The organism is Candidatus Eisenbacteria bacterium (assembly GCA_016867715.1).
Lineage (GTDB): Bacteria > Orphanbacterota > Orphanbacteria > Orphanbacterales > Orphanbacteraceae > VGIW01.
On sequence record VGIW01000052.1, the window covers coordinates 1 to 21,814 of the forward strand.

A 21,814-nucleotide genomic window follows, 5' to 3' on the forward strand; every position below is an offset into this window, starting at 1 on the left:
AGGCTCTCGACCGAGCGGCCCTCGCCGCGCATCTCGCCGCATCGCTCGCCCCGCACAAACGCCCTCGGAGAATCGCGCGCCTCGATCGCCTTCCCCTCTCGTCGACCGGAAAGATCGACCGCGAAAGGACGCGATCCCTCGCCCTTCCGCTTCTCGAGCCATTCCGGCCGTGAGCGCGCCGGGGCGGCAAGAGAAAGACCGGCGGATCGATCGCTCCGCCGGTCCCGTCTTTCTCCTCGCGCGGCGCTACTTCTCCGTCCCCTTGGTCTCCGCCTTCGGAACGGGGTGCGCGATCTTCGCGGAAAACGTCTTAAAGTCGAAAGGTTTATACGTTGGCGATGTCTCGTTGTGGCAGGTCTTGCAGAGCGCCTCGGTCGGCTCGACGAGGCCGACCGTGGCCGGCTCGATCTCCCCCGCGTAGAGCTGCTTCATGACGGTCATCTTCTGGTATTCGCTCCCCGGACCGTGGCACGCCTCGCAGCCGACCCCTTCGTCGTCCTTCGCGCCGCCGCGGATCGCGGCCGGTTTCCCGTGAGCAGTCACGTGGCAGACGATGCACTCCGGCGCCTGTGCGGCCGGAACAGCGAGGCCCTTCGCCTTCGCGATCTCGTCCGCCTTCGGGGTCTTCAGCGTCTCGAACGCCTTCGCGTGCGCCGACTCCTGCCAAAGCTTGTACTGCGCGCCGCTCTTCGCGGTCTGGTGGCACATCTTGCACTTGGCGGATCCGATGTAGGTGAAGGCCGGAGCGGCCTCCTTCTTCGCGATCTCCTTCGCCTCCGTCGATTTCCCCGCCTCCTGCGCCGTGAGCTGCGCGGCGACGAAGAGAGTCGAAAGGCAGGCGGCGAGCCCTCCGAGCAGGATACCGCAGCTTCTGGGTCTCCGGGTCATGCGCATCCTCCCGTTGTTGCCGATCATCCGGCGAGCTTTCCCGCGGCGATTCCTTCCGTCGTTCCACCAGTCTAACGGGAACGGGCGGACCGCGCAACCGCGTGCACCCTCCTCTTCTCCCGATAGAACCCCTCTCCCCCCGGCGCGGGTCCCGGCCGCGGCGGTCGCCGAAGCATCTGTCCGACGGATTGGCGTTACCGAAACGCCTCCAGGCCGGTCAGGTCGTTCCCCAGGATGAGCGAGTGGATGTCGTGGGTCCCCTCGTACGTCTTCACGCCCTCCAGGTTCAGCATGTGTCGGATCACGTGGTATTCGGACATGATCCCGTTCGCCGCGAGGATGTCGCGCGCAAGCCGTGCGCACTCGAGCGCCATGAACACGTTGTTCCGCTTCGCCATCGAGATCTGCGTGAAGCGCGCCTTCCCCTCGTCCTGAAGACGCCCGAGCCTGTGCGCGAGGAGCTGCGCCTTCGTGATCTCGGTCGCCATGTGCGCGAGCTTCTCCTGGACGAGCTGGAAGGAGGCGATCGGCTTGCCGAACTGCACGCGCTCCTTCGAGTAGGCGAGCGCCCGATCGAAACAGTCCATCGCCGCGCCGACCGCTCCCCAGGCGATCCCGTAGCGCGCGCTGCTCAAACACTTGAGGGGCGAAACGAGTCCTTTCGATTCGGGGAGAAGGTTCCTCTCCGGAATCTCGCAGTTCTCGAAGATCAGCTCGGACGTGTCCGACGCGCGAAGCGAGAACTTTCCGCGTTGTTCGATCGCCCGGTAGCCCGGAGTTCCCTTCTCGACGAGGAAGCCGCGGATCACGCCGTCCAGCTTCGCCCAGACGATCGCGATGTGCGCCGTCGACCCGTTCGTGATCCACATCTTCGCGCCGTTCAGAAGATAGCCCGCGGATGTCTTCTCGGCGCGCGTGACGAGCCCGCCGGGATCCGAGCCGTAGTCCGGCTCGGTGAGACCGAAGCACCCGATCGCCTCGCCGCGCGCCATTCGGGGGAGCCACGCCTTCTTCTGCTCCTCGCTTCCCGATGTGTAGATCGCGAACATCGCGAGCGAGCCCTGCACGGAGACGAAGCTCCGGAGCCCTGAATCGCCCCGCTCGAGCTCGCGGCAGATGACGCCATACGCGGTCTTGCTCGTCCCCGCGCAGCCGTATTCCTCCGGAAGAAAGCAGCCGAAAAGGCCGAGAGAGGCAAGCTCGGGGACGAGCTCCGCGGGAAACGTGTGCTGTTCAAAATGCTCGCCGATGACGGGGAGCACGCGTTCGGTCACGAAGTCGCGGACTGTGTTCCGGACGAGAATCTCTTCATCAGTGAAGAGATCGTCCACCTGGAAGTAATCGATCGGCTGAAACCTGGGCATGGGCTTCCTCTCCCTTTGGGCGTGCGAACGGGCGCTCGGCCCGGGACATGCGGTCCACACGGGCCGCCGGCCGGCTTTGACCGCGGGCGCATCATCAAGGCTATCGCGAGAAATGTCCGCCGTCAAACTGCGCGGAGCGAGCGCCCCTGTCGACCAGGAGGAATGGCCCTGGTAGTATTTTCTCGGATCGCGAGAAACGGGCGGCCGAACGACGTGAACGAGGAGGCCGATATGGGACAGAGAATGCTTCCCGTGACGATCGTCGTCCTCGCCGCGCTCTTCGTTCCGCTTCTAGGAATCCTTCCCCCCGCGCAGTTCTTCCGCCTCGACGACTTCGCCTGGCTGACCTGGGCGAAGAGCCACGGTGTTTCCGATGCATTCGACCCGGCGCAGGCGCCCGCAACGCCGGGCGGCCGCTTTCGCCCCGCGCACGCCCTCTTCTGGATCATCGGGTCGCGCGCGGTCGGACCCGAGTCGGCCGTCCCGTGGATTCTCCTCAGCTCGTCGTTCTTCGCAGCGGGTCTCGCGCTTCTCGTTCTCTGGGGGGACCGGGTTGATCCCGGGAAGCCGCACGCGGGGAAATGCGCAGCGGCGATCTGGTTCGCCGGCTTCTTCCCGATGACTTATTTGCTTCTCAATGTTTACAACAACGGAAAGACGATGGTCTTTCTGCTCGTCCCGCTCGGGGCGGCCTCCGGGATCTCGTTCTACGAAAACCGGCGGCTGCGCGATCTTCTTGTCTTCCTCCTCGCGTTCCTCGCGGGGGCGCTTGCCCGCGAATCGATCCTCGCGATCGTCCCTGCGGTTCTCTGCGTTTATGTTCTCGCGGATCGTCTCGAGCGAGGGAAGGCGTTTCTTCCTCTCGCGGCGGCGGCGCTCCTCGCGGGAGGGGCTGTGATCGCGGGCGCGGCCGTCTTCTCTCCGCTCGTCCGCGAGGCTCTTCGCGATCTCGGGTCGGGGGAGTCGTTCTCTCTTTGGGGCCGCAACCTGGCCTACTACGCGGAAACGCTCCTTTGGAACGGTCACGCGCGGTTCCTCTGGATGGGGCTCATCTTCGCGGCGTCTCTCCGAAGAACGAGAGCGCTCGCGGTCGCGGCGGCCGCGGTGCTCGCATTGAGTTTCATCTTCCCGCGTCCCTCCGCGATCCTCATGCTCCTCGTTCTCCTCGCGTTCTGGTTCTCGCGAAGATCGAAGATCAACGCCGCGCTTCTCGCCTGGTTCGCAGCGGCCGTTCTCGTCCTTCTTCCGGCGCCGAACCCAACCGAGTCCTACTTCCTCGAGGCGTCTCTTCCCCTCGCGCTCTTCTTCGGCCTCGAGACGGGGGGCGCGCTCGCTGGGGTCGTTGCGCGGGCGGGGGGAGTGTTCCGGCGAGGCTCGGGTCGCAAGCTCCGAAACACCCTCGCGGCCTGGAGCGCGCTCGTTCTTCTTGCCGCGGTCTTCGTCGCGGGGGTCTACGCCGTCTACACGCGCGAGCTTCTCCCCGTGAAGCGCCACGGGGCGGAATTCGCCGAGGCAAATCGTTTCATGCGCAAAGAACTCCCCGAGGGGAGCGCGGTGTACGTCTTCCGCCAGGAGGAGACTTACGGAGAGCGGATGGCCGAATACATCCGCCGCTTCCGCCGCTTCTATCTCTGGAAGAACCATCCGGAGAGCTGGTTCGCCGCCTACGACCGTCCGGACGTTCATGTCGTCTACTGGGACGGCGAACCGGACGCCGGCCGGCCGGCGTTCTTCTTCGCCTCGAACCCGTTCGAGAAGGAGGTCTTCCGGAAAGAAGACCCTGCGCCCGGTGCGTCGCTCGTCTTCGAGAATCCTTCTTGCGCGGTCTACGACCTTCGCGGGGCGCGCAAGCGCCTTTGACAGAAACCGCGGGAGGTCCTATCCTTCCGGTGTCATGAGGAAACCCGCGGCGAACCTCCGGCTTCTCTTCTTCTTGATTCTTTCCGCTCTTCCGTCGGCGATCTCTCCCGCAGCGGCGCGAGCCGCCGAGCCGACGATCGCGGTCCTCGGGAACGGGCTCGAGGTGATCCTTCTCGAGAACCGATCGAGCCCGATGATCGCCGCCACGATGATCGTCGGGGCCGGGGCCGATCTCGAAACCGCGGAGACCTCCGGCGCCAGCCACATGATGGAGCATCTCCTCTTCAACGGCACCGAAAGAAGAACGCAGAAGGAGCTCTACGACGAGACCGATCTCTACGGCATCTACAACAACGCGACGACCCGGCGATTCCACACCGACTACTTCGTCCTCGTCTCGAAGGATCGAATCCGCGAGGCGATGGACATTCAGGCCGACATGCTCTTCCGCTCCGTCTTCCCGCCGGAAAACTTCGAGAAGGAGAAAGGGATCGTCCTCGAGGAGATGGGGAAGGACGAGCAGGATCCGGGAACCGTAGCCGAGGGGCTCTTTCGGAACATCGCTTTCGCGGGGACGCCGTACGCGCGGCCGATCCTCGGCACGCGCAAGTCGATCGCCTCGCTTTCTCGAGACGACCTGATCGCTTACTATCGCGCGATCTACGTGCCGTCCAACATGACTCTCTTCGTGATGGGGGACTTCGACGCGGGCGCGCTCCTCCCCGTGATCGACTCGATCTACGGCGCCGCTCCGGCACGCCCGAGTCCCCGCGCGAATCGGCCTCCGTTCCCGCATCTTCCGGAGGCGGACGCGGTCCGCGTCTTCCGCGGCGAGACGGAGAAATCCCATCTCTTCATGGCGCTTCCCCACCCCGAGCGTTCGTCCGATTCGCCCCTCAACGACGTGTTCGCCGCGTACGTCGGGAGGCGCCTTCACGAGGATCTCGCGGAGGGGCCGGATCCGATCGTCTTTGCCATCGATGTTTCGTATATGAAGCGACAGCTCGAGGGCGAGGGAACCTGGCCCCTCGCGGATCCGGACATCGTCCGGGGAGGGAACTCGGGGCGCGTTCTCCTCTTTGCCGTCTTCGACCCCGCGCGCTCGCCGGAAGACGTGGAGGCGGCGATTCTCGCCTCGTTCGCGCGCATCGCCGCCGAAAAGCCGGACCCGGACGAAATCGAGCGCTTTCGCGTGTCGATGAAAACCACGGACATCTATCTCTCCGAGAAGCCGCACATGTACGGAATGATGAAGGCGGAAAGCATCGCGCACGGCGGCTATTCGGAAATCGCGAAAGCGCTCGCGACGCTGAACACGTTCGGCCCGCGTCACGTCGCCGACAGAACGGCGTGGTTCGAGGCGAAGAGGCGCGTGTCGGTCGCGTTCGTGCCGGGCGAAAGGGACTACGCCGACTCGGATCTCGAAACGACGGTCTCTCGCGAAAAGCCGATCTGGGAAATGCCGCCGCGGGCGGTTCCGGAGGGAGGAGCTCTTCGAATCGTGAGCGCTCCGGAAGAGAGCGCCGCCGCGGGCGCCGCGCGGAGCGAGCGGGCCGACACAACCCTCGCGAACGGGCTACGCATTCGCGTCGAGTCGAGCGGCGATTCCGAGGTCTTCGCGCTCCATCTTCTCGCGAAGAACCGCTCGTGGCAGGAGCCGAACGGTCTCGAGGGGATCGCCGACTGTCTGCACCGCCTTCTTCTCAAGGGGACGGAGAAAGACGACGGGGCGGCTTTTCGCGCGCGGCTTGAGCGGATCGGCGCCGACGTGAAGACGTACGACGCGGCGTTCATTCCTTACGACGACTACTACACGACCCCGTCGTATTCGTTCGTCCGCTTCGCGACGATCGACGAGCACGCAGAGGAAGGAATGGGTCTCTTCGCCGACATGATCCGGCGGCCGCGCCTCGCCGACGAGGATCTCGCCGCCGTGAAGTCGGAGATGCTCGCGCTCGCTCGCGGCCGCCGCTCGAAGCCTTCCGTCCATTCGGAGCTTCTTCTCGCGCAGACTCTCCACGCGGACGGTCCTCTTTCCGCGGATCCGGAGGGGAACGAGAAGTCGATCGCGGCGATCGCGCGCGAGGATCTCGTTCGCTTTCACGAAATGTATTTCGCTCCGGATAACCTGATCGTCACCGCCTCCACGTCGCTCCCGGCGGCGGAGGTTCTTCACTCGATCGCGCGCCGCTTCGAGGATGCCGCGCCGCTCACCAGGCGGAAGAGCGCGCCTCCCGATCCGGGGCCCACCGAGCAGTCGGTCCGCGTGGAGGAGACGCTCGGCGGAAAGCAAGGAACCTTGCGGATCGGGTATGTCATCCCGGTGCCGCGAGAGGATCGAGCGGCGCTCTCGATCGCCGTTTCGGTCCTTTCGGACGCGATCGCGTTCGACCTCCGAGAGACGCGGGGGCTCGCGTACAGCGTCGGCGCGGGCGTCGTCTTCCGGGGCGGCGCGGCGGCGATCTCCGCCTCGATCGGAACGAGCCCGGAGAACCTCGAGGAAGCAGAGAAGGGAATCCGCGAACACTTCGATCGTTTCCGCGCGATCGAGACGATCGAAGCGCGCGAATTGGAGCGCGCGGTGAACGGGATCCTCGGGCGGATGAACATGCGGCGTCTCTCGCGCCCGAACCAGACGTTTCGCGCCGGCCTTGCGCTCTTTAGCGGAGAGGACGAAGACTGGATCGACCGGCTCCGCGTGGTCTCCGCGGAAGACATCGTTCGCGCCGCGCGCGCCTATGTCCGAAGCTCTCCTTCCGCGACGATCCTGGTCCGCTGATCTCGAACGTCTGCGCGGCGGACCGGCGAGCGATCCACCGAACAAGGGATCCGGCATGTCTTCCGACAAGCTGTCCGACACGATCCGCGAGCGAATCCGAAGCCAGCCCGCTCCCGAGAGACCGGACGCGTACGATCATCTTCGCCAAGCGGTCTCGTTCTTTCTCCTCGTCGATCGCGACGAGACGCGCGCGCTTCTCGTGAAGAAGAAGGAAACTCCCGGCTACACGTGGAGCGGGCAGGTCGGGATGGTCGGCGGCATGATCGAAGAGGAGGACGCGAGCGATCTCGAGACGGCGTTTCGCGAGTTCGAGGAAGAGCTCCGGATCGACCGTTCGGCGCTCGAGGTGTTCGGCGACCTCGGTTACTTTCCGAGCCGCATCGCCGACGCGCTTCTTCACGTCTATGTCGCCCGCTGGAACGGCGAGGGAACGCCGGTTCCCGATCCTCGCGAGATCGATGATCTCGTCGAGGTCCCGTTCTCGGAGCTTGCGCGGCTTCACGAGAAGCGCGGCCTCGCGGGGGGCCGCCCAGATCCGGAAGGAAGAGGTCCGCATTATCCGGTGGGGCATCCGCGCAAGGGACCGCTCGTGATCTGGGGGGTCACGGCGCGGACGATCCACGCGCTTCTCGAGTTGATCCGCTGATCGCGACGAACGCGGCGAGCCCGAGAACATACGCGCCCGCCCCGACGAGAAGCACCGCGCGAAAGCCGAAGCCGATCGCGAGAAACGTCGCGAGGACCGACGCCGCGACCGACGTCGCCCCGTTCACCCCCCACACCCACGGAACCATTCCCTCCCTTTCCTTGCCGAGCGCGCGGATCCCCGCGGGGAACGGCATCCCCATGAGAACTCCGACCGGGAAGAGGAGCGCCCACGAAAGGAACGCTCTCGCCGGGAACGAAGCCGCGAGGGAGGCGGCGAAGATATGCGGAAGGAGAAACGCGAGAAGAAGCGCCGCGCCGATCACTCCCGCGATCGGAATCCAAAGAGAGCGCATCGGGAGTCTTTGCGCGACGACGCTCCCCACTCCGCTTCCGACGAGAAGCGAGAGGAGCACCACCGAGAGCGCGTGCACCGGATGCCCGAGATAGAGGATGAACCGCTGGAGGAGCGGGATCTCCACGGTGAGAAAGCCGAAACCGAGCGCCGTGAAGTAGAGAAGGAAAAGAACGCCCGCGCGGTCGACCGGGAACCGTTCTCCCTTTCGGAGAAGAGCGGGGAGAAGAAGAGTGAGCCCGGCGAGAAGGAGGACCACGAAAAGAAGAGCGACGAGAACGAAGACGGCGCGAACGTTGTTCTGCATCACGCCCTGCTCGAACGCGCCCCGCCCGAAGACGGCCCGCAGGGCATCTCCCGGGCGGATCGTGTAGAAGAAGAAAGGCCGGTCGTCGGTTGGCGGCCGGAGATCCGCGGGATAGCTCGCGGCGAACGCATCCGCCTCCTTCCCCATCAGCTTGGCGAATTCCGGGCGCCCCCCGAGCGACGGGCCGTACACGACGTCGAACCGAAGCTCCTCCGCGAGGCGGCGCACGTGCTCGATCTCGTCCGGAAGCCACGGTGTCCGTTTCACGAGAAGCGTCGCGATCCCGTCCCGGAACTCGTTCAGACGATACGCCCAGTCCCAGACGGAACGCTTGACGATTAAAACATGAGCGCCCGGATCGGCCGCTCCGAGATCGCGGAGCGCGGCGGCCGCAACGCCGGCGAGCCGGAGCGTCTCGATCGGCATCCCTTCGAAGTACCAGCGGGAGACGGCGAGGATTCCGTCATCCGTCAGATGCGAGAGGAAATCGACGAACGCCTCCCGGGTGTAGAGCCCGTTCTCGGAAAGGACGTACGCGCCGGCCGAAGTGGCGGCCCATGTGTCGATGAGCGAGGACTGAATGATTCCGTAGCGCTCCGGCGATCGGCGCGTCGCACTCCTCGCCTCTTCGGCGATGATGCGCACTTCGGGGCGATCGTAGAGGCGACCCGCGTACTCCCCGAACGGACCGCGGACGGCCTCGATAATCCCCGGATTGATCTCGACCCCAGTGACGTCTTTGTAGCCGAACGAAAGCGCGGTGAGAACATCGCGTCCTCCGCCCGGCCCGATCACGAGGACGGGAACGTCGCGGCGAAGCGTGTAGGCGATCGCGGTGATGTCGTATTGGAGCGCGCGCACCTTCTCGAAGTCGCCGTCGAACCGAACGATCGGCGTCCCCGCCTCGGCGTCGATCTTGAGCCAGAGCGTCTCCGGCTTCGGTCCCTTGTATGCCTCGCTCGTTCCCCAGTTCGGGGTGCCGCGCTCGGCGACGGTGATGCGGGAAAGCGCGTTCCACTTCTCGTAGAGGATCCTCTCCTCGAGCTCGTCCTTGGCGAAATCGATTCGAAGGAGTCCGGTCGTCTCGTGGAGGAGAAGAAGCGCGCAGAGTGCGAGGAGGGCCAGAACCGCGCGGCGGAGAAGCGCGCGCGCTCCGGACGCCGCGAAGAGAACGGCGCCCGCGGCCGCGATCATTCCGATCGCGACCACGCTCCCCGGCCCGGAGAGAAGGTCGAGAAGCGGAACTGCGAGCGCGCACCCGATTCCCGCGCCGAGAAGATCGAATCCGTACACGGTTCCGATCTTCTCCGGAAATCGGGAGAGCGCGATCCCGAGGACGATCCCGCCGAGAAGAAACGGAATCGCGGCGAAGACGTAGATCAGGCCGAGCGAGACGAGCGCCGCGAAGGAGATCCGGTAGATGAAGGGGACGCCGAGAATGAGTATGAACGAGAGCGGGATCGAGAGAGCGAAGAGAATCGCGAAGCGCGCGAGGTGAGCGCCGGTTCGATCTCTCGGGAAGCGCTCCGGGAAAAAATGGAGAAGAAGCCCCGCCGCTCCGAGGCCGAAGAGGGCGAGAGAGATCGCGAGAAACGCGAAGTGGTACCAGAGGAGGACCGAGAAGATCCGCGTGAGCGCGATTTCGAGCGCGAGGAGCGCGAGAGAGACGACGAGAACGCCGAGAAGCGTTGCTCGAGTCGGTTGCCGCACGTCGCGCCCTTCCGCCGATTTCATTGCAAGGCGTTTCCTTTCCTCGCGAGAGCGGGATCCTTCTCTTGTCCGGCCCGGCCGGGAACCGCTGCGGAGGCGATCCGGAAGCTCCGCGCGGCTTCTTTCTCCGTGGAAGGATCGGTCCGAACGGAGTATAATAGTATCATCTTCAAGGGTGCTATGAGGAAACTACGCGGGTTCGTCGTCTTGCTCTTGCTTCTTTGGGGATCCTTCGGTGCGCGCTCTTGGGCGGTTCCTCCCGCTCCGGAGGATTTCCGAATCGTGGAATCCGGCGATCAGAAGCTCGTCGTCGCGTGGGACTGCGAGGACACTGCCGGCGTCGCGTTCTTCCGCATCCGTGTCTCCGACACATCCGGCATCTACAGGGACATGCCGGATTGGAACGGCCGCGAGGCGGCGTTCACCTTCACAACCGACGACGGGCGGCGCGACAACCTCGGATGGGCGGAAGTTTGCCGCGCGCTCGGTGTTTCCGCCACGTTCTTTTGTGTCCCGGATTACGTGGGCGATCCGGGATTCCTCAGCGCGGACGAAATCCGCCGGATTGATTCGCTCGCGATCGAAATTGGATGCCACTCGATGTCCCATGTCGCGCTCTTGACCGACGAGGCCTTCCACATGCGCTACGAGGGGCCCGCTCCATCCTGCAGTCTTCGGATCTGGGGCGGACGGCTGCAGACCTTCCTCGAGCCCGATTCGCTCGATCTCGACATCGACTTGAACGCGGCAGGCACGAACTTTCTCCATTCTCTCTGCGCGACGATCCGTAATCATCCGTGCTACGACTGTTCGCTCGACTTCTATACGTGTGCCGATGATTTCTGCCGCGCGCACTATCTTGAGTGGGTCCGCGGCGTCCCGATCGGCCGGGACTGGCACCAAACCTATACGACCAAGGGGATCGACTCGCTTCGGCTCGACCTGGAAACCGCGGGAGCGAAAGCGTTCCTCGAGGCGCTCGTCTCCCGCCCGGATTATGAATGCCGCTCCTTCGCCTACCCGATGCACCTACACGGGGAGCGCGAGATCGCGGCCTGCGTCCGCGCCGGATTCTTCGGCGCGCGGGATGGGTACGCATATCCTCGTCCGTGGGGCTCGCCCAACGGCCCGGACGATCTTTTCAACGTGAATGTTTACGAAAAGCTCTCAGTGTCCGCTCCGTTCTCGAACGGTTGGGACGAAGCCGCGACGCGCGATTGGGTGCGAGGCCTGGTTCGGGATTGGAAAGCGAACAAGAGATGGGCGACCCTTCGCGTGGCCCATACATACGCGGATATCGACTCCGCACACCTCTTCTGGGTCTTGGACGAGATCGCGGCGGACGGAGGGGTGTGGATCGGGGCTTTCGGCGACGTGGCGGAGTACGCGAGGCGTTACGCGATTAGCATCGGCAAGCCGCCCCGTCTGGAGGCGACTCTCGCCGGTCTCATGCCCGATCGGATCCACTACGCGGTGATCACGGCTCTCGACGAGGATCGAAACGAGAGCGCGCGGTCGAACGAGATCGCGTTCATCGTGTCGAGTTCGATAGGAGTGAGGGGGACCGACCGACTCGCCGAGCCCGGGGCGCGTCCGATCCGATTCCTTGGATCCTCTCCCGTTGTGGAGGGGGGTGGGGCGAGCATCTGGTTCTCGCTGGAAGAGCCGCTGGTCCTTGAAGTATCAATCTACGATGTCTCCGGACGCGCAGTGGTCCGCCGGAGAACGGAGCGCCTGGAGCCGGGAAGCCGGTCGATCCTTTGGGACGGTCGGTCCTCCGCGGGACGCGAAGTCGCGGCGGGACGTTATCTCGTCCTTCTTCGCGGCGAATCCGGGGAGGATTGCGGGTCCGTCCTTCTCGTTCGCTGAGCTCTTCGTCCGCTCGAAGCGCACGGGGGATCGGCCGATCGCCTGTTCGCGGGCCGGAGGACGATGACCACCGAGTGGTCGCCGCGGCGGCGAGAGCGCGGTCTCTTCGCCGATGCGAGCGGTTCGGCTTCTCATGTGCGCTCGATCGGAGCTGCTCCCAACCTCCGCAGGTTCCTTGTCCTGCGGGTGCTCCCAAATTCCAGTCCTGATCGCGCCGGCCAAGGTCCCCACGGAACGAATCCTGCTTGCCTCGGGCGCGGGCCGGGGTTCGTGCGGGGAGGGGTGGTGCGTGGGAAGGGCTCCGGCCCGCTTCACTCGTTCTTTCCGAGTGCCTGTTTCCCCGCGCTCTTCTACAATGGGCGCGTGGGATTGGCGACGCGACCGCGAAATCCGACGCCCTCGACGCGATCGCGCCGAAACCCGAAACCGGGAGATGAACCGATGAAGTCCTTGGTGTTGCTCGTTCTTCTCGCCGTTCTCCTCGGCGGAGCGCCCGGAGAATCCGCCGCTCAGGTCGTCGTGACCCGGCAGGGAGACGAAAACCCGGCGATCTCGATCACGAAGTCGATCTTCTGGGGCGGGCTCGGCGGGCTCATCCTCGGCAGCGCGATCGCTCTCGTCGCGGAGGAGGACGAAGGCGACATCATCAAATGGTCGTTCGTCGGCGGGACCTTCGCCGGGCTCGCGGTCGGCATCTGGCATGTGACGCGTCGCCCCGAGCCGGAGGGCGCGCTTCTCGAGTTCATGCCCGAGGGGACCCGCGTCGCGGCGCCGGTTTTCACGTTCGAAAGGGAGGAGGATCCGCTCCTCGGCGGATCCGAATCGAACCGAACCGTGCGCGTGGGGCTCGTATCGCTCAAGCGTTGAGGCCCGAAAGCGAAGACAGCGCTCCTCGCGATCAGGCGGGAGTCTCCGCTTCTTCGGTCTCCTGCGAGCGGATGAAGCGAACGCGCTGAATCCGGCGCTCCTTCACGATCTCGACGACCAGCTCTCCCCCGCGGAACAGCATCATCCATCCGACCTCCGGGAACTCGCCCGCCGTTTCGAGAAGGACCCCCGCGACCGTGTCCGCTTCCGTCTCGGGGAGCGCCACGCCGGTCGCCTCCTCGAAGTCGCCGATCGCGCACCCGCCGGCCAAGAGGAACTCGTTCGGCCCGACGCGGACGACCGGGGGCGCCTCGCGGTCGAACTCGTCCTGAATCTCCCCGACGAGCTCCTCGATCACGTCCTCCAGGGTCAGCATCCCGAGCGTTCCTCCGTGCTCGTCCAAGACGATTCCGAGATGAACCTTTTTTCTGCGAAATTCCTCGAGGATCGTCGGGAGCGGCGTGTGTTCGGGGAAGAAGAGGATCTCGCGCTTCAAGCGCCGGATGTCGACGGGCCCCGCCGTCGCCCCACGCACCGCCCGAAAGAGATCCTTCGAGTGGACGAAGCCGATCACGCGATCCACGCTCCCCTCGCAGAGCGGGAATCGCGTGTGGCCGCACTTCTCGGCGAGGCGGAGGTTCTTCTCGGCGTCGCTGTCGACGGAGAGGAAGACGACATCGGTCCGCGGGACCATCACCTGGTGGGCTTCGGTGCGATAGAAATCGAAAACGCGCTCCAGCATCCGCGTCTCCGGGGCCGTGAGCATCCCGTTCTCCGCGGAGCGGCTCAGCATCACGCGGATGTCCGCCTCGGTGAGAACGTGCTCGGGCGGCATGTTCGACTCGACGCCGAACAGCCGGAGCGTGAGAAGCGACGCGCCGTTCGTGAGAGCGATGACCGGATAGAACATGAGGTAGAAGAGGCGGAGGAGGGGGGAGAGGTTGAGGGCGAGACCGTGCGGTCTGCGGATCGCGAGGGACTTCGGCGCGATCTCGCCGAGGATAACGTGGAGCAGGGTGATGATCGAGAAGCCCACGATGAAGGACACGGTGTGGAGCGTCGCGTCCGACTCGACCCCCGCGAGGCGGAAGAGCGGATGAAGAAGCCGCGCGACGAACGGTTCGCCGATCCAACCGAGAGCGAGGCTCGCGAGAGTGATGCCGAGCTGGCATGCGGTGAGGTACGCATCCAGGTGGCGGATCACGAAGAGCGTGATTCGGGCGCGGCGCCCTCCGCGTAGGGCTCGTTCCTCGATTGGTGCCGTCGGGACTCGGACGATGGCGAACTCGGCGGCGACGAAGAACGCGTTCAAGAGGACGAACAAGAGAACCGCGAGGATCTTGAGTAACGGACCTTCCATCGGCTCCGCCGCAACGAGCGGCTACACCTCCTCGGGAGTCATTCCGATCGCGAGAATGCTGCAAGCGACGATCGCGCGGAGGCCGAGCTCGCGCGCCCTCTCGATGAGCTCGTCGCTCTCCGCGCCGGGGTTCACGAACACCTCGCGAATCTTTTTCGAGGCGATCTCGTCTAGAACGCGGATGCCCACTTGAGGCGGAACGTATAGAGATGCGATTTCGACATCGCCGGGGATGTCGCGGACGGACTTGTACGTGGGAAGCCCCTCGACCTCGGCCGCGTTCGGCGTGACCGGATAGACGCGATAGCCCTGCTTCGCGTACGCTCGCACCGCCTTGTTCCCGTACTTCTCCCGGTTGGTTGAGGCGCCGATGATGGCGATGGTCTTCTTTTCGCTTTCGTTCATGAGCCTTCCCCCGAAACCTTCGATTCCGATCGACGGAAAGATCCTAGCACAGGCATCCCGAGGGGGGAAGACGCTTCGCGGTGCGCGGTGCTTCGCGCCGCGTTACCGCGCGCCGAACCGATCTCTCGTCGTCACGCGCTCCGCTCCGGGCGCGAGGCGAACATCGAGCACGCGGTTCTCCACCGGGAACTCCTCCGACGGGTTCCAGACCCCGACCGCGCCGCTGTTCGTGTATTTGTACTCGACGCGCATCCCCGCCGGGAACTCGAAGGTCGCCGACCAGATGCCGTCCCCCGCCTTCTCGTCTCCGTTCGTTCCGTCGTCGAACATGCGGACCTTGTTCGGGGTCCAATCGGCGAGCTCCGGACGATTGCCGACGATGTAGATCGCGTCGGCCACGCGCTCCGCGGTCGCATCGCACGTGAAGAGAACGGGGATCGTCTCGCCGCTCCCGATCGCCATCGTTCCGCCCGCCGCGGGGAGCGCCGCCCCCTTCCCGAGAAGCGATCGGATCTCGGGCGGGTTTCCGATCGGGGCGCCGGCCTCGCGGGCGTAGCGATAGACGTTCTCGATGTGCGTGAGGAACGCGCGGTCGAACGGATCGTCGCCTCCCGGCGCGTTCTGATCGGAGCCGTACCACCAGAACCAATCGGAGCCCTCCGCCGCGTACATCCCTTCCCACGCCATCGCCCCGTTGAAGGAAGGATCGCCCGGCGGCGGAAGCGGAGCGGACGGATCCGGCGCCGGGATCCCCGATGCGGCGAGTGCCGCGCGCGTTTCCCCGAGAAGATTCCACGCGGCGTTCTCCTCCGGCTCGCCGATCCACGTCGCGAAGGTCCCGTCGATCCAACTTCCGGGCCAGAGCGTTTCGAGCGGGGTCATCCGGGGAATCGGATGCGCCGGGACGCTCCGGCTCGGATTCCCCTCGATGTACTCGCTGACGGTGACCGTCACGATCTTTCGCTCGTCGTAAAGCTTCGAGAGCTTCCGGTAGAGCGCGTGCAGGAAATCCTTCGCGTCGTTGTCGCGAACGTACCATTCCCACGCGTTCTCGCCGTCGAGGATCACGGTGAGCAGGCGATCCTCCCCCTCGCCCGGCTCCGGCGCGCGGCGGAGCGCCTCGCGGATGAAATCATCCGCCGCCTCCTCGCCGAATAGTCGCTGATAGCGGAACCCGATCCGGTCCGAGAGCTCCGTGTCGCGAAAGACGACCGCGACCGTGCCCCTTCGTCCATTCTCGTCGACCTCGACGCGGTAGGGGCGTCCGAGCGGCATCCCGGCCGGAGTCGAGCGTTTCAAGACGTGATCTGCGGTCGCCATCCATCGGATCCCGCTCTCCGCGAGAAGAGGAACGATCGACTCGGAGACCGAGCCCTCCCCCGGCCACATGCCGCGAGGCCTCGCGCCGAAGAGGCCCTCGTAGAAGCGAACCGCCTTGACCACCTGCGCGCGCGCGTCCTCGGGATACGAGAAGCGCTTGGGGCTCGGGTCTCCGGGGCGGCTGATCTTGGCCGCGTCGGTGTCGTCGATGAGCGGAAGGATCGGGTGATAGTAGGGGGTCGTGAGAACCTCGATCTGCCCCTCCCGCCGCGCCGGATCGTAGAGCAGTCTTCTGTGGATCGGAACGATTGATGAAAGAACTTTATAGGTCTCAGCGACAAGGCGGTTCAGGGTTTCCTCCGCGACCGGTCCGCGCAGCCGGAAGGTTCCGTCCTCTTTCTCCGCGACGAGATCTGAGAGGTCGACGGTCAATCCCTCCGGAAGCTCGACCGGACCGCGGAGGAAGTCGGGGTCGAACCACGCGAGATAGAACCAGAACTGGATCCGGCGCTTCTCGTCTCCTGTGTAGTTCCCGCCCTTCTCCCGGAGCGCGAGATACTCGGGGAAACGCTGGATCGCGACGTCCGAGAACCCGAAACAGTTCCACGCGTTCTTGAAGAGAAAACCGTCCTCGCGCTCCCCGAACTCCTCGACGGGGGTGAGGGCGAGATCGATCCACGGATCGGTCTTCCCGCGCCACGCGGCGAGAAACGCGTCCGCGTCGATTCGGTTCGCGATCGGATCGACGTACGGACCGAGCCGCTCGACGTAGTAGCTCTGAAGCTGGAATAGAAGAACCGAGGTCAGGTTCACGTTGAAGTGAACGTTCGGGTACTGCTCCAGGATCGCCGCCATGTCGTAGTAGTCCTTGGTTCCGTGCGCGCGGACCCACGGCCCCTGAAGCTCGTCCTTCGCCGGGTCGAGATAGAGCGGCTGGTGCTGGTGCCAGATGATGTTGAGATAGAGGGTCCCCTTGTCGCTCGGGTAGTCGTCGCCGATCCGGATCTCGCGGTCTTCCTCGTTGAAGGAGATCGAGCCGTCCGACCGGACGACGAGAAGCGAATTGAAGCCGCCGAAGTTGTCGTCCACCTTGGTCGGGTTCTCGGGGTCCTCTTTCCAGTTGCTCCCGTCGATCACGAACTTGTAGCGATAGACGCCGGGCGAGAGGGGGACGACGACGCTCCACACGTCCCCTTCGCGCTGCATCGGCGTCGCGGTCGTCGACCACGCGTTCATCTCGCCGGCGAGGTTCACGCGCGAGGCGCCCGGGGCGCGGAACGTGAAGCGAATGCCGTCCTCGACCGGCTGCGGCTCCGCAGCCGCCGCGGCGAACAGCCCGAAGAGCGCGGCGAGCACGGTCGCGCATCTCATCATCGTCTTCATCTCGATTTCCTCCTCCAGAAGTTCGTCCGCCGCCGTGCGACGAAACGCATCGCTTCATTGTAGCTCCGTCGGGCTCCGGCGGACCACGCTTCCCTGTGGCGGGAGGGAGCGCGGCTTCCCCGGCAAGTCGGAGGCGATCTTGGCGCGCGAAAAAAAATCATTTCCTCTTGCACCGCGCGGGACCGATCGGTAGGATTCCTCTCGTCGACGATCCGCGGAGCGACGAGCGGGTCGTTCGGATTCGATCCGGGGTGGTTGTTCGGGGTGGTTGCCGGGCTGGTGGAATCGGGGCGCCTTCGGGTTCCCTCTTCACCCAGCGGGCGTAGCCCGGGCCACCCCGTTTTCATTGGGGGCGCCGCGCGGCGCCTCTCCGCCTCTTTTCCCGTTTTCCGTTCGCCCGATCCGCGATAGGATGAAAGGACCGAGGCGACGGATTTCGATTCGCGGGGGGACGCCCCGCCGGGAGCGAGCATGAAGACGAAGGATTACATCGAGCTGGAAGACCGATACGGCGCCCACAACTATCATCCGCTCGACGTGGTCGTCGAGAGGGCCGAAGGAGTCTGGGTCTACGACGTCGAGGGGAAGAAGTATCTCGACTGTCTCGCCGCGTACTCTGCGGTGAATCAGGGGCATTGCCATCCGCGAATTCTCGGCGTCCTTCGCGAGCAGGCGGCGCGCGTCACGCTCACCTCGCGCGCGTTTCGGAACAACCGGCTCGGGCTTCTCTACAGGGATCTCGTCGAGATGACCGGGATGGAGAAAGTCCTCCCGATGAACAGCGGCGCCGAGGCGGTGGAGACCGCGATCAAGGCGGCGCGGAAGTGGGGCTACACGGTCAAGGGAATCCCCGAAGGGAAGGCGGAGATCGTCGTCTGCGAGAACAACTTTCATGGGCGCACGACGACTCTTGTCGGTTTCTCGAGCGAAGAGCAATACAAGAAGGGTTTCGGACCGTTCACGCCCGGCTTCACGATGATCCCCTACGGCGACGCGAAGGCGCTTCGCCGGGCGATCACGCCGCACACATGCGCGTTCCTCGTCGAGCCGATTCAAGGCGAGGCGGGGATCATCATCCCGCCCGATGGATATCTCCGCGAGGCGGCGGCGATCTGCCGGGATGCGAAGGCTCTCCTCATCCTCGACGAGATTCAGTCGGGGCTCGGACGGACCGGGAAGCTCTTCGCGTACGAGTGGGAAGGGATCCGGCCGGACGGGGTGATCATCGGCAAGGCCCTCTCCGGCGGGTTCTACCCGGTGTCGGCGTTTCTCTCGAGCCGTGAAGTGATGGACGTGTTCCATCCCGGCGATCACGGGAGCACGTTCGGCGGGAACCCGCTCGCATGCGCGATCGCGCGCGAGGCGCTCGCCGTCCTCCGCGACGAGCGTCTCGTCGAGAACGCCGCGGCGCTGGGTCCCTACTTCATCGAAAGACTCCGCTCGATCCGCTCCGACCGCCTGAAGGAGGTCCGCGGCCGCGGCCTCTGGATCGGCGTCGAGCTCGACCGCCCGGCGCGCCCTGATTGTGAAGCCCTAAAGGAAAAGGGGATGCTCTGCAAGGAGACGCACGCCCACACGATTCGGATCGCCCCGCCTCTCGTCATCAAGAAGGAAGAAGTCGATTGGGCGTTCGAGCAGGTGAGGTCGGTGCTCGAAGCGCCTGCGCTCGCGAGGGCGTAGGACGAGATTGCCGCGCGTCTCTCGCGCTATCGGAAGACGATCGGGTTGGAGAAGAGAAGCGGGATCTCTTCGCCCTCTCTCTCGGCTGCCGCGAGGTACACCTCGAGGCGCACGAAGCAGGGCCGGTCGAGCGCGATCCGGTTCTCTTGCGATGGATCGATTTCGGTCCGGTCGCGAAGGTAGGCGACCTCGTCTTCGCTCTCGTCGATTAGCCCCTGCACGAGACGCACCTTGGCTCCCGCGGGGAACGGATCGAGCCGCACGCGGAGAGGAAGCGTTCCCCCCGGGAGCGCCGCGCGGTCTCCGCATCGATACGGCCCGACACGGAAATCGAACGCGCCGTCCCACCGGCTGATGTCGCCGAACGACATCCGTCCCGCCCGCATGCCGCGGAGGAGCGATTCGGCCGAGTTGTCTTCCGCCCAAATCCACGTGACGAACCAGTTGGGGGACTCCGTTCCGAACCAGATATCTCCGTGGGAGTCGGACGTTCCGTCCCCGTATAGGAACAGCCCGCGTGCCGTGAGCCGGTCCCACAGCGCGAGATGATCGCGAAGACTCCGCCCGCCTCGCGCCGAGTATCCGACCTCGATGATGTCGGCGCCGTACGCGCCGGCCGAGAGGATCTTCTCCGCGCGATCGCGGATCGCGAGGCGCGCTTTCTCTTCGTCATCCCGGGCGAGGCGGGGCGCCACGCCGAAAGGATGGTTGAGAGAAACCGCGCCTCCTTTCTCGTGAACCTCCGCGACCCATGCGTGCACCGGTCGCCCGCGGTTCCATCGGTTGAAGAGGGACGGAGCGAGAGCGGAGTCGGGATAGAACGCGTTCAGATGCGGTTCGACCCACGAGTACTCGGCACCGACGTGCGCGACGACGCCGTACTCCCGCTCGTACTTGTCGGCGAGGCGCCGCTCGCCCGCGAGGAAGGACGCCGGATCGTGCACCGGATTCCAGAGAAGGAGGGAGCGGACGCCGAGCGCGGCGGAAGCGCCGTTCCACGCTTGCACGCCCCATTCAATCTCGCGAAGCGAGGCGTCTTCGCCGTCCTGGAGAAGACGAGCGGCGGCCGTCAGATCGAAGGAGAGATCGGCATCGCCCTCCGTCCAGGGAAGAGACACGAGCACGGTGGACGGATCGAGAAGCTGCGATTCGGTTTCGACGGCGCCGGGCGCGAGGTGGTAACGAATCTCATACGAGACCGGCGCGCCGTAGTTGCGCCAAGAGAGAAGGAAGCGGAAGAAGACGCGCGCCGAAGGATCGACGCGCGGCGTCGAGATCTTTGTCTTTGCCAAGAGTCCGTTCAGGAGAGGACGCGCGAACGTCATGCGCCGAATCATCCCGCGCTCCCCCTCGGGCCGATAGGCGAAACGGGCCGTGTCCTCGCTTCCGGCCTCCGAGGCGACCTCCATGACCGCGTACCCTTCTCTCAGGCTCGCGGCCGCCTTTCCACCGCTCACGGACGCCGCCAACCCGGCGAGATCTTTGCGTCGCCGACTTTGATTCTGCGGGGAGGTCAAGCGGACCGAGAGATCGGACGAGTCAATCTCGGCTCGCGAAAGATCGATGGTCAGGGTGTCGTACATCTCGAAGATTTCGACATGATCCGTCCACCAGAGAACATCCAGGCCCGACTCCTTCGCGTACCACGTGTGCCATTGCATCGAAGCGGGGCGCACGGCTCCGTTGTGGTTGGAGAGCCCGTGGATGTGCATTTGGACGGAGAAGGGCCTCTCCTCCGCCGCGAGGGCCGCCGGTAGAGAAAGGAAGAGAAGAATAAAGAGGGGGCCGAACCGGGCGGCGGCGGAACGTCGGAAGATCATCGCGCGTCTCCTTTTCTGGTGAAGCGCTGGGAGGGAGGATAGGGCGTTTCCTCGCCGCACGCGAGAGGTTCTTTGCTATCATCCTCGCTCGCGGGGCGGTCCGGGCTTGCCGAAACGCGGGGCGCCCGGTCGTTCGCCCCCGAGGGGCAGGAGACGCCCCTCGCCGGCGATATCCTCGCGTCGACTCGTCCGACGGTGTCGGGAAAGGACGCTCCTCATGGCGGCAAGCGGCATTCGGATCTTCATAACCGGCGGGACGTTCGACAAGGAGTATAACAAGATCACGGGCGAGCTCTACTTCAAGGACTCGCACGTGCCCAGCGTTCTCGATCTCGGGCGCTGCCGCCTCGAGATCAACGTGCGCACGCTGATGATGATCGACAGCCGGTCGATGACCGACGAGGACCGCGCGGTCATCGCGAAGAACTGCCGCGCGGCCGAGGAGGAAAGGATCGTCGTCACGCACGGAACCGACACGATGGTGGAGACCGCGAAGCTCCTCGCGCGGGAGGTGCAAGGAAAGACGATCGTCCTCACGGGAGCGATGACTCCCTACACGTTCGGAAGCTCCGACGGCCTTTTCAACATGGGGAGCGCGCTCGCCTTCGCTCAGACTCTTCCGCACGGCGTCTACATCGCCATGAACGGCCGCTCGTTCGATTGGCAAACCGTGCGCAAGAACCGCAAGACCGGCGACTTCGAGGAGATCGAGGGGTAGCGCGCCGCGCGCGCGGGGCGATGACCACGCGCTGCGAACGGGCGATTTCAGCCTGGATGATCCTCAATCTGCCAGAAACACCGCTCGTGTTTTCTGTTCCGGGGCTTACGCGCAAGGGAGTGCTGGCCCGGACAGTCCTCGCGCACCCTGCCCTCGACAAGGGGCCGGGTCGGCAGAGCCCGGCGCGCTCGGGAACTCGCCGGTTCACCCCAATACCCCGTGCCCCGGCGGCCCTGCAAGGAGCACACTTCTGACGCATTGACGCTAGCCTCCCCGGTCTGCCTAACGGGCGCCTCAGCGGCGGGGCGGGAAGGGGAGGGGGAATCGGATTGGATTCACCTCCGGCCCCCGCCCCGCCCGCTGCAGGCGCGAGTTAGAAAGAGGACGCAGCGATCGCGACCACCGTCCGCCTAGCGCCTTGCTCGGAGCACTTCGAGCACGAGGTTCTCTTCGGGGACCTGCGTCCCACCACCGGCGTTAGGCG

14 protein-coding genes are annotated in these 21,814 nt (G+C 65.2%); 7 read left to right on the top strand and 7 right to left on the bottom strand.

Annotated features, from left to right (window positions below):
* Window positions 1-246: 246 nt before the first annotated feature.
* Together FJY73_09500 and FJY73_09505 are read right to left on the bottom strand one after the other, a co-directional pair.
* Window positions 247-888: a cytochrome C554 gene (locus FJY73_09500; protein ID MBM3320896.1), complete on the bottom strand. Its 642-nt coding sequence runs from the start codon at window positions 886-888 to the stop codon at window positions 247-249.
* A gap of 194 nt (window positions 889-1,082) precedes the next feature.
* The gene (locus FJY73_09505) at window positions 1,083-2,252 is read right to left on the bottom strand and encodes an acyl-CoA dehydrogenase family protein (GenBank protein ID MBM3320897.1); all 1,170 of its coding nucleotides are present in this window, start codon (window positions 2,250-2,252) and stop codon (window positions 1,083-1,085) included.
* Window positions 2,253-2,483: 231 nt separating this feature from the next.
* Between FJY73_09505 and FJY73_09510 the strand changes: the two genes are divergently transcribed.
* The 3 genes from FJY73_09510 to FJY73_09520 are packed head-to-tail and all read left to right on the top strand — an operon-like array spanning window position 2,484 to window position 7,537.
* Window positions 2,484-4,112, top strand: coding sequence for a hypothetical protein (locus FJY73_09510; protein MBM3320898.1), 1,629 nt, complete (start codon window positions 2,484-2,486; stop codon window positions 4,110-4,112).
* A 34-nt stretch (window positions 4,113-4,146) separates the two neighbouring features.
* Window positions 4,147-6,891 carry an insulinase family protein gene (locus tag FJY73_09515; protein ID MBM3320899.1) on the top strand — a complete coding sequence of 915 codons (2,745 nt, stop codon included), beginning with the start codon at window positions 4,147-4,149 and terminating at the stop codon, window positions 6,889-6,891.
* A 55-nt stretch (window positions 6,892-6,946) separates the two neighbouring features.
* Window positions 6,947-7,537 (top strand): CoA pyrophosphatase, encoded by a 591-nt coding sequence (locus tag FJY73_09520; protein ID MBM3320900.1) that lies wholly within the window; start codon window positions 6,947-6,949, stop codon window positions 7,535-7,537.
* Here the strand turns inward: FJY73_09520 and FJY73_09525 are convergent.
* A complete protein-coding gene (locus FJY73_09525; protein MBM3320901.1) occupies window positions 7,494-9,932 on the bottom strand; it encodes a hypothetical protein in 2,439 nt (812 codons plus the stop codon). The genes FJY73_09520 and FJY73_09525 overlap by 44 nt on opposite strands.
* Before the next feature lie 258 nt (window positions 9,933-10,190).
* Between FJY73_09525 and FJY73_09530 the strand changes: the two genes are divergently transcribed.
* Together FJY73_09530 and FJY73_09535 are read left to right on the top strand one after the other, a co-directional pair.
* Complete coding sequence (locus FJY73_09530) at window positions 10,191-11,777, top strand: polysaccharide deacetylase family protein (protein ID MBM3320902.1); 1,587 nt, start codon at window positions 10,191-10,193, stop codon at window positions 11,775-11,777.
* A 441-nt stretch (window positions 11,778-12,218) separates the two neighbouring features.
* Entirely contained in the window at window positions 12,219-12,644 is a 426-nt protein-coding gene (locus tag FJY73_09535) for a hypothetical protein (GenBank protein ID MBM3320903.1), read from the top strand.
* A gap of 31 nt (window positions 12,645-12,675) precedes the next feature.
* Here the strand turns inward: FJY73_09535 and FJY73_09540 are convergent, their stop codons facing one another.
* The 3 genes from FJY73_09540 to FJY73_09550 form a co-directional block, all read right to left on the bottom strand.
* Complete coding sequence (locus tag FJY73_09540) at window positions 12,676-14,004, bottom strand: HlyC/CorC family transporter (GenBank protein MBM3320904.1); 1,329 nt, start codon at window positions 14,002-14,004, stop codon at window positions 12,676-12,678.
* Between the two features lie 21 nt (window positions 14,005-14,025).
* The gene (locus tag FJY73_09545; protein ID MBM3320905.1) at window positions 14,026-14,409 is read right to left on the bottom strand and encodes a CoA-binding protein; all 384 of its coding nucleotides are present in this window, start codon (window positions 14,407-14,409) and stop codon (window positions 14,026-14,028) included.
* A gap of 102 nt (window positions 14,410-14,511) precedes the next feature.
* On the bottom strand, window positions 14,512-17,112 hold the full coding sequence (locus FJY73_09550; protein ID MBM3320906.1) for a hypothetical protein: 2,601 nt from the start codon (window positions 17,110-17,112) through the stop codon (window positions 14,512-14,514).
* A gap of 471 nt (window positions 17,113-17,583) precedes the next feature.
* Between FJY73_09550 and rocD the strand changes: the two genes are divergently transcribed.
* On the top strand, window positions 17,584-18,792 hold the full coding sequence (rocD, locus tag FJY73_09555; protein MBM3320907.1) for an ornithine--oxo-acid transaminase: 1,209 nt from the start codon (window positions 17,584-17,586) through the stop codon (window positions 18,790-18,792).
* Between the two features lie 26 nt (window positions 18,793-18,818).
* Here the strand turns inward: rocD and FJY73_09560 are convergent, their stop codons facing one another.
* Entirely contained in the window at window positions 18,819-20,612 is a 1,794-nt protein-coding gene (locus FJY73_09560) for a hypothetical protein (GenBank protein ID MBM3320908.1), read from the bottom strand.
* A gap of 217 nt (window positions 20,613-20,829) precedes the next feature.
* Between FJY73_09560 and FJY73_09565 the strand changes: the two genes are divergently transcribed.
* Window positions 20,830-21,330 carry an asparaginase gene (locus FJY73_09565; GenBank protein ID MBM3320909.1) on the top strand — a complete coding sequence of 167 codons (501 nt, stop codon included), beginning with the start codon at window positions 20,830-20,832 and terminating at the stop codon, window positions 21,328-21,330.
* Window positions 21,331-21,814 lie beyond the last annotated feature (484 nt).

Bases quoted from the DNA above. Each gene is read 5' to 3' on its own strand.
- FJY73_09500 (MBM3320896.1), bottom strand. From the start codon at position 888: ATGACCCGGAGACCCAGAAGCTGCGGTATCCTGCTCGGAGGGCTCGCC.
- FJY73_09505 (MBM3320897.1), bottom strand. From the start codon at position 2,252: ATGCCCAGGTTTCAGCCGATCGATTACTTCCAGGTGGACGATCTCTTC.
- FJY73_09510 (MBM3320898.1), top strand. From the start codon at position 2,484: ATGGGACAGAGAATGCTTCCCGTGACGATCGTCGTCCTCGCCGCGCTC.
- FJY73_09515 (MBM3320899.1), top strand. From the start codon at position 4,147: ATGAGGAAACCCGCGGCGAACCTCCGGCTTCTCTTCTTCTTGATTCTT.
- FJY73_09520 (MBM3320900.1), top strand. From the start codon at position 6,947: ATGTCTTCCGACAAGCTGTCCGACACGATCCGCGAGCGAATCCGAAGC.
- FJY73_09525 (MBM3320901.1), bottom strand. From the start codon at position 9,932: ATGAAATCGGCGGAAGGGCGCGACGTGCGGCAACCGACTCGAGCAACG.
- FJY73_09535 (MBM3320903.1), top strand. From the start codon at position 12,219: ATGAAGTCCTTGGTGTTGCTCGTTCTTCTCGCCGTTCTCCTCGGCGGA.
- FJY73_09540 (MBM3320904.1), bottom strand. From the start codon at position 14,004: ATGGAAGGTCCGTTACTCAAGATCCTCGCGGTTCTCTTGTTCGTCCTC.
- FJY73_09545 (MBM3320905.1), bottom strand. From the start codon at position 14,409: ATGAACGAAAGCGAAAAGAAGACCATCGCCATCATCGGCGCCTCAACC.
- FJY73_09550 (MBM3320906.1), bottom strand. From the start codon at position 17,112: ATGAAGACGATGATGAGATGCGCGACCGTGCTCGCCGCGCTCTTCGGG.
- rocD (MBM3320907.1), top strand. From the start codon at position 17,584: ATGAAGACGAAGGATTACATCGAGCTGGAAGACCGATACGGCGCCCAC.
- FJY73_09560 (MBM3320908.1), bottom strand. From the start codon at position 20,612: ATGATCTTCCGACGTTCCGCCGCCGCCCGGTTCGGCCCCCTCTTTATT.
- FJY73_09565 (MBM3320909.1), top strand. From the start codon at position 20,830: ATGGCGGCAAGCGGCATTCGGATCTTCATAACCGGCGGGACGTTCGAC.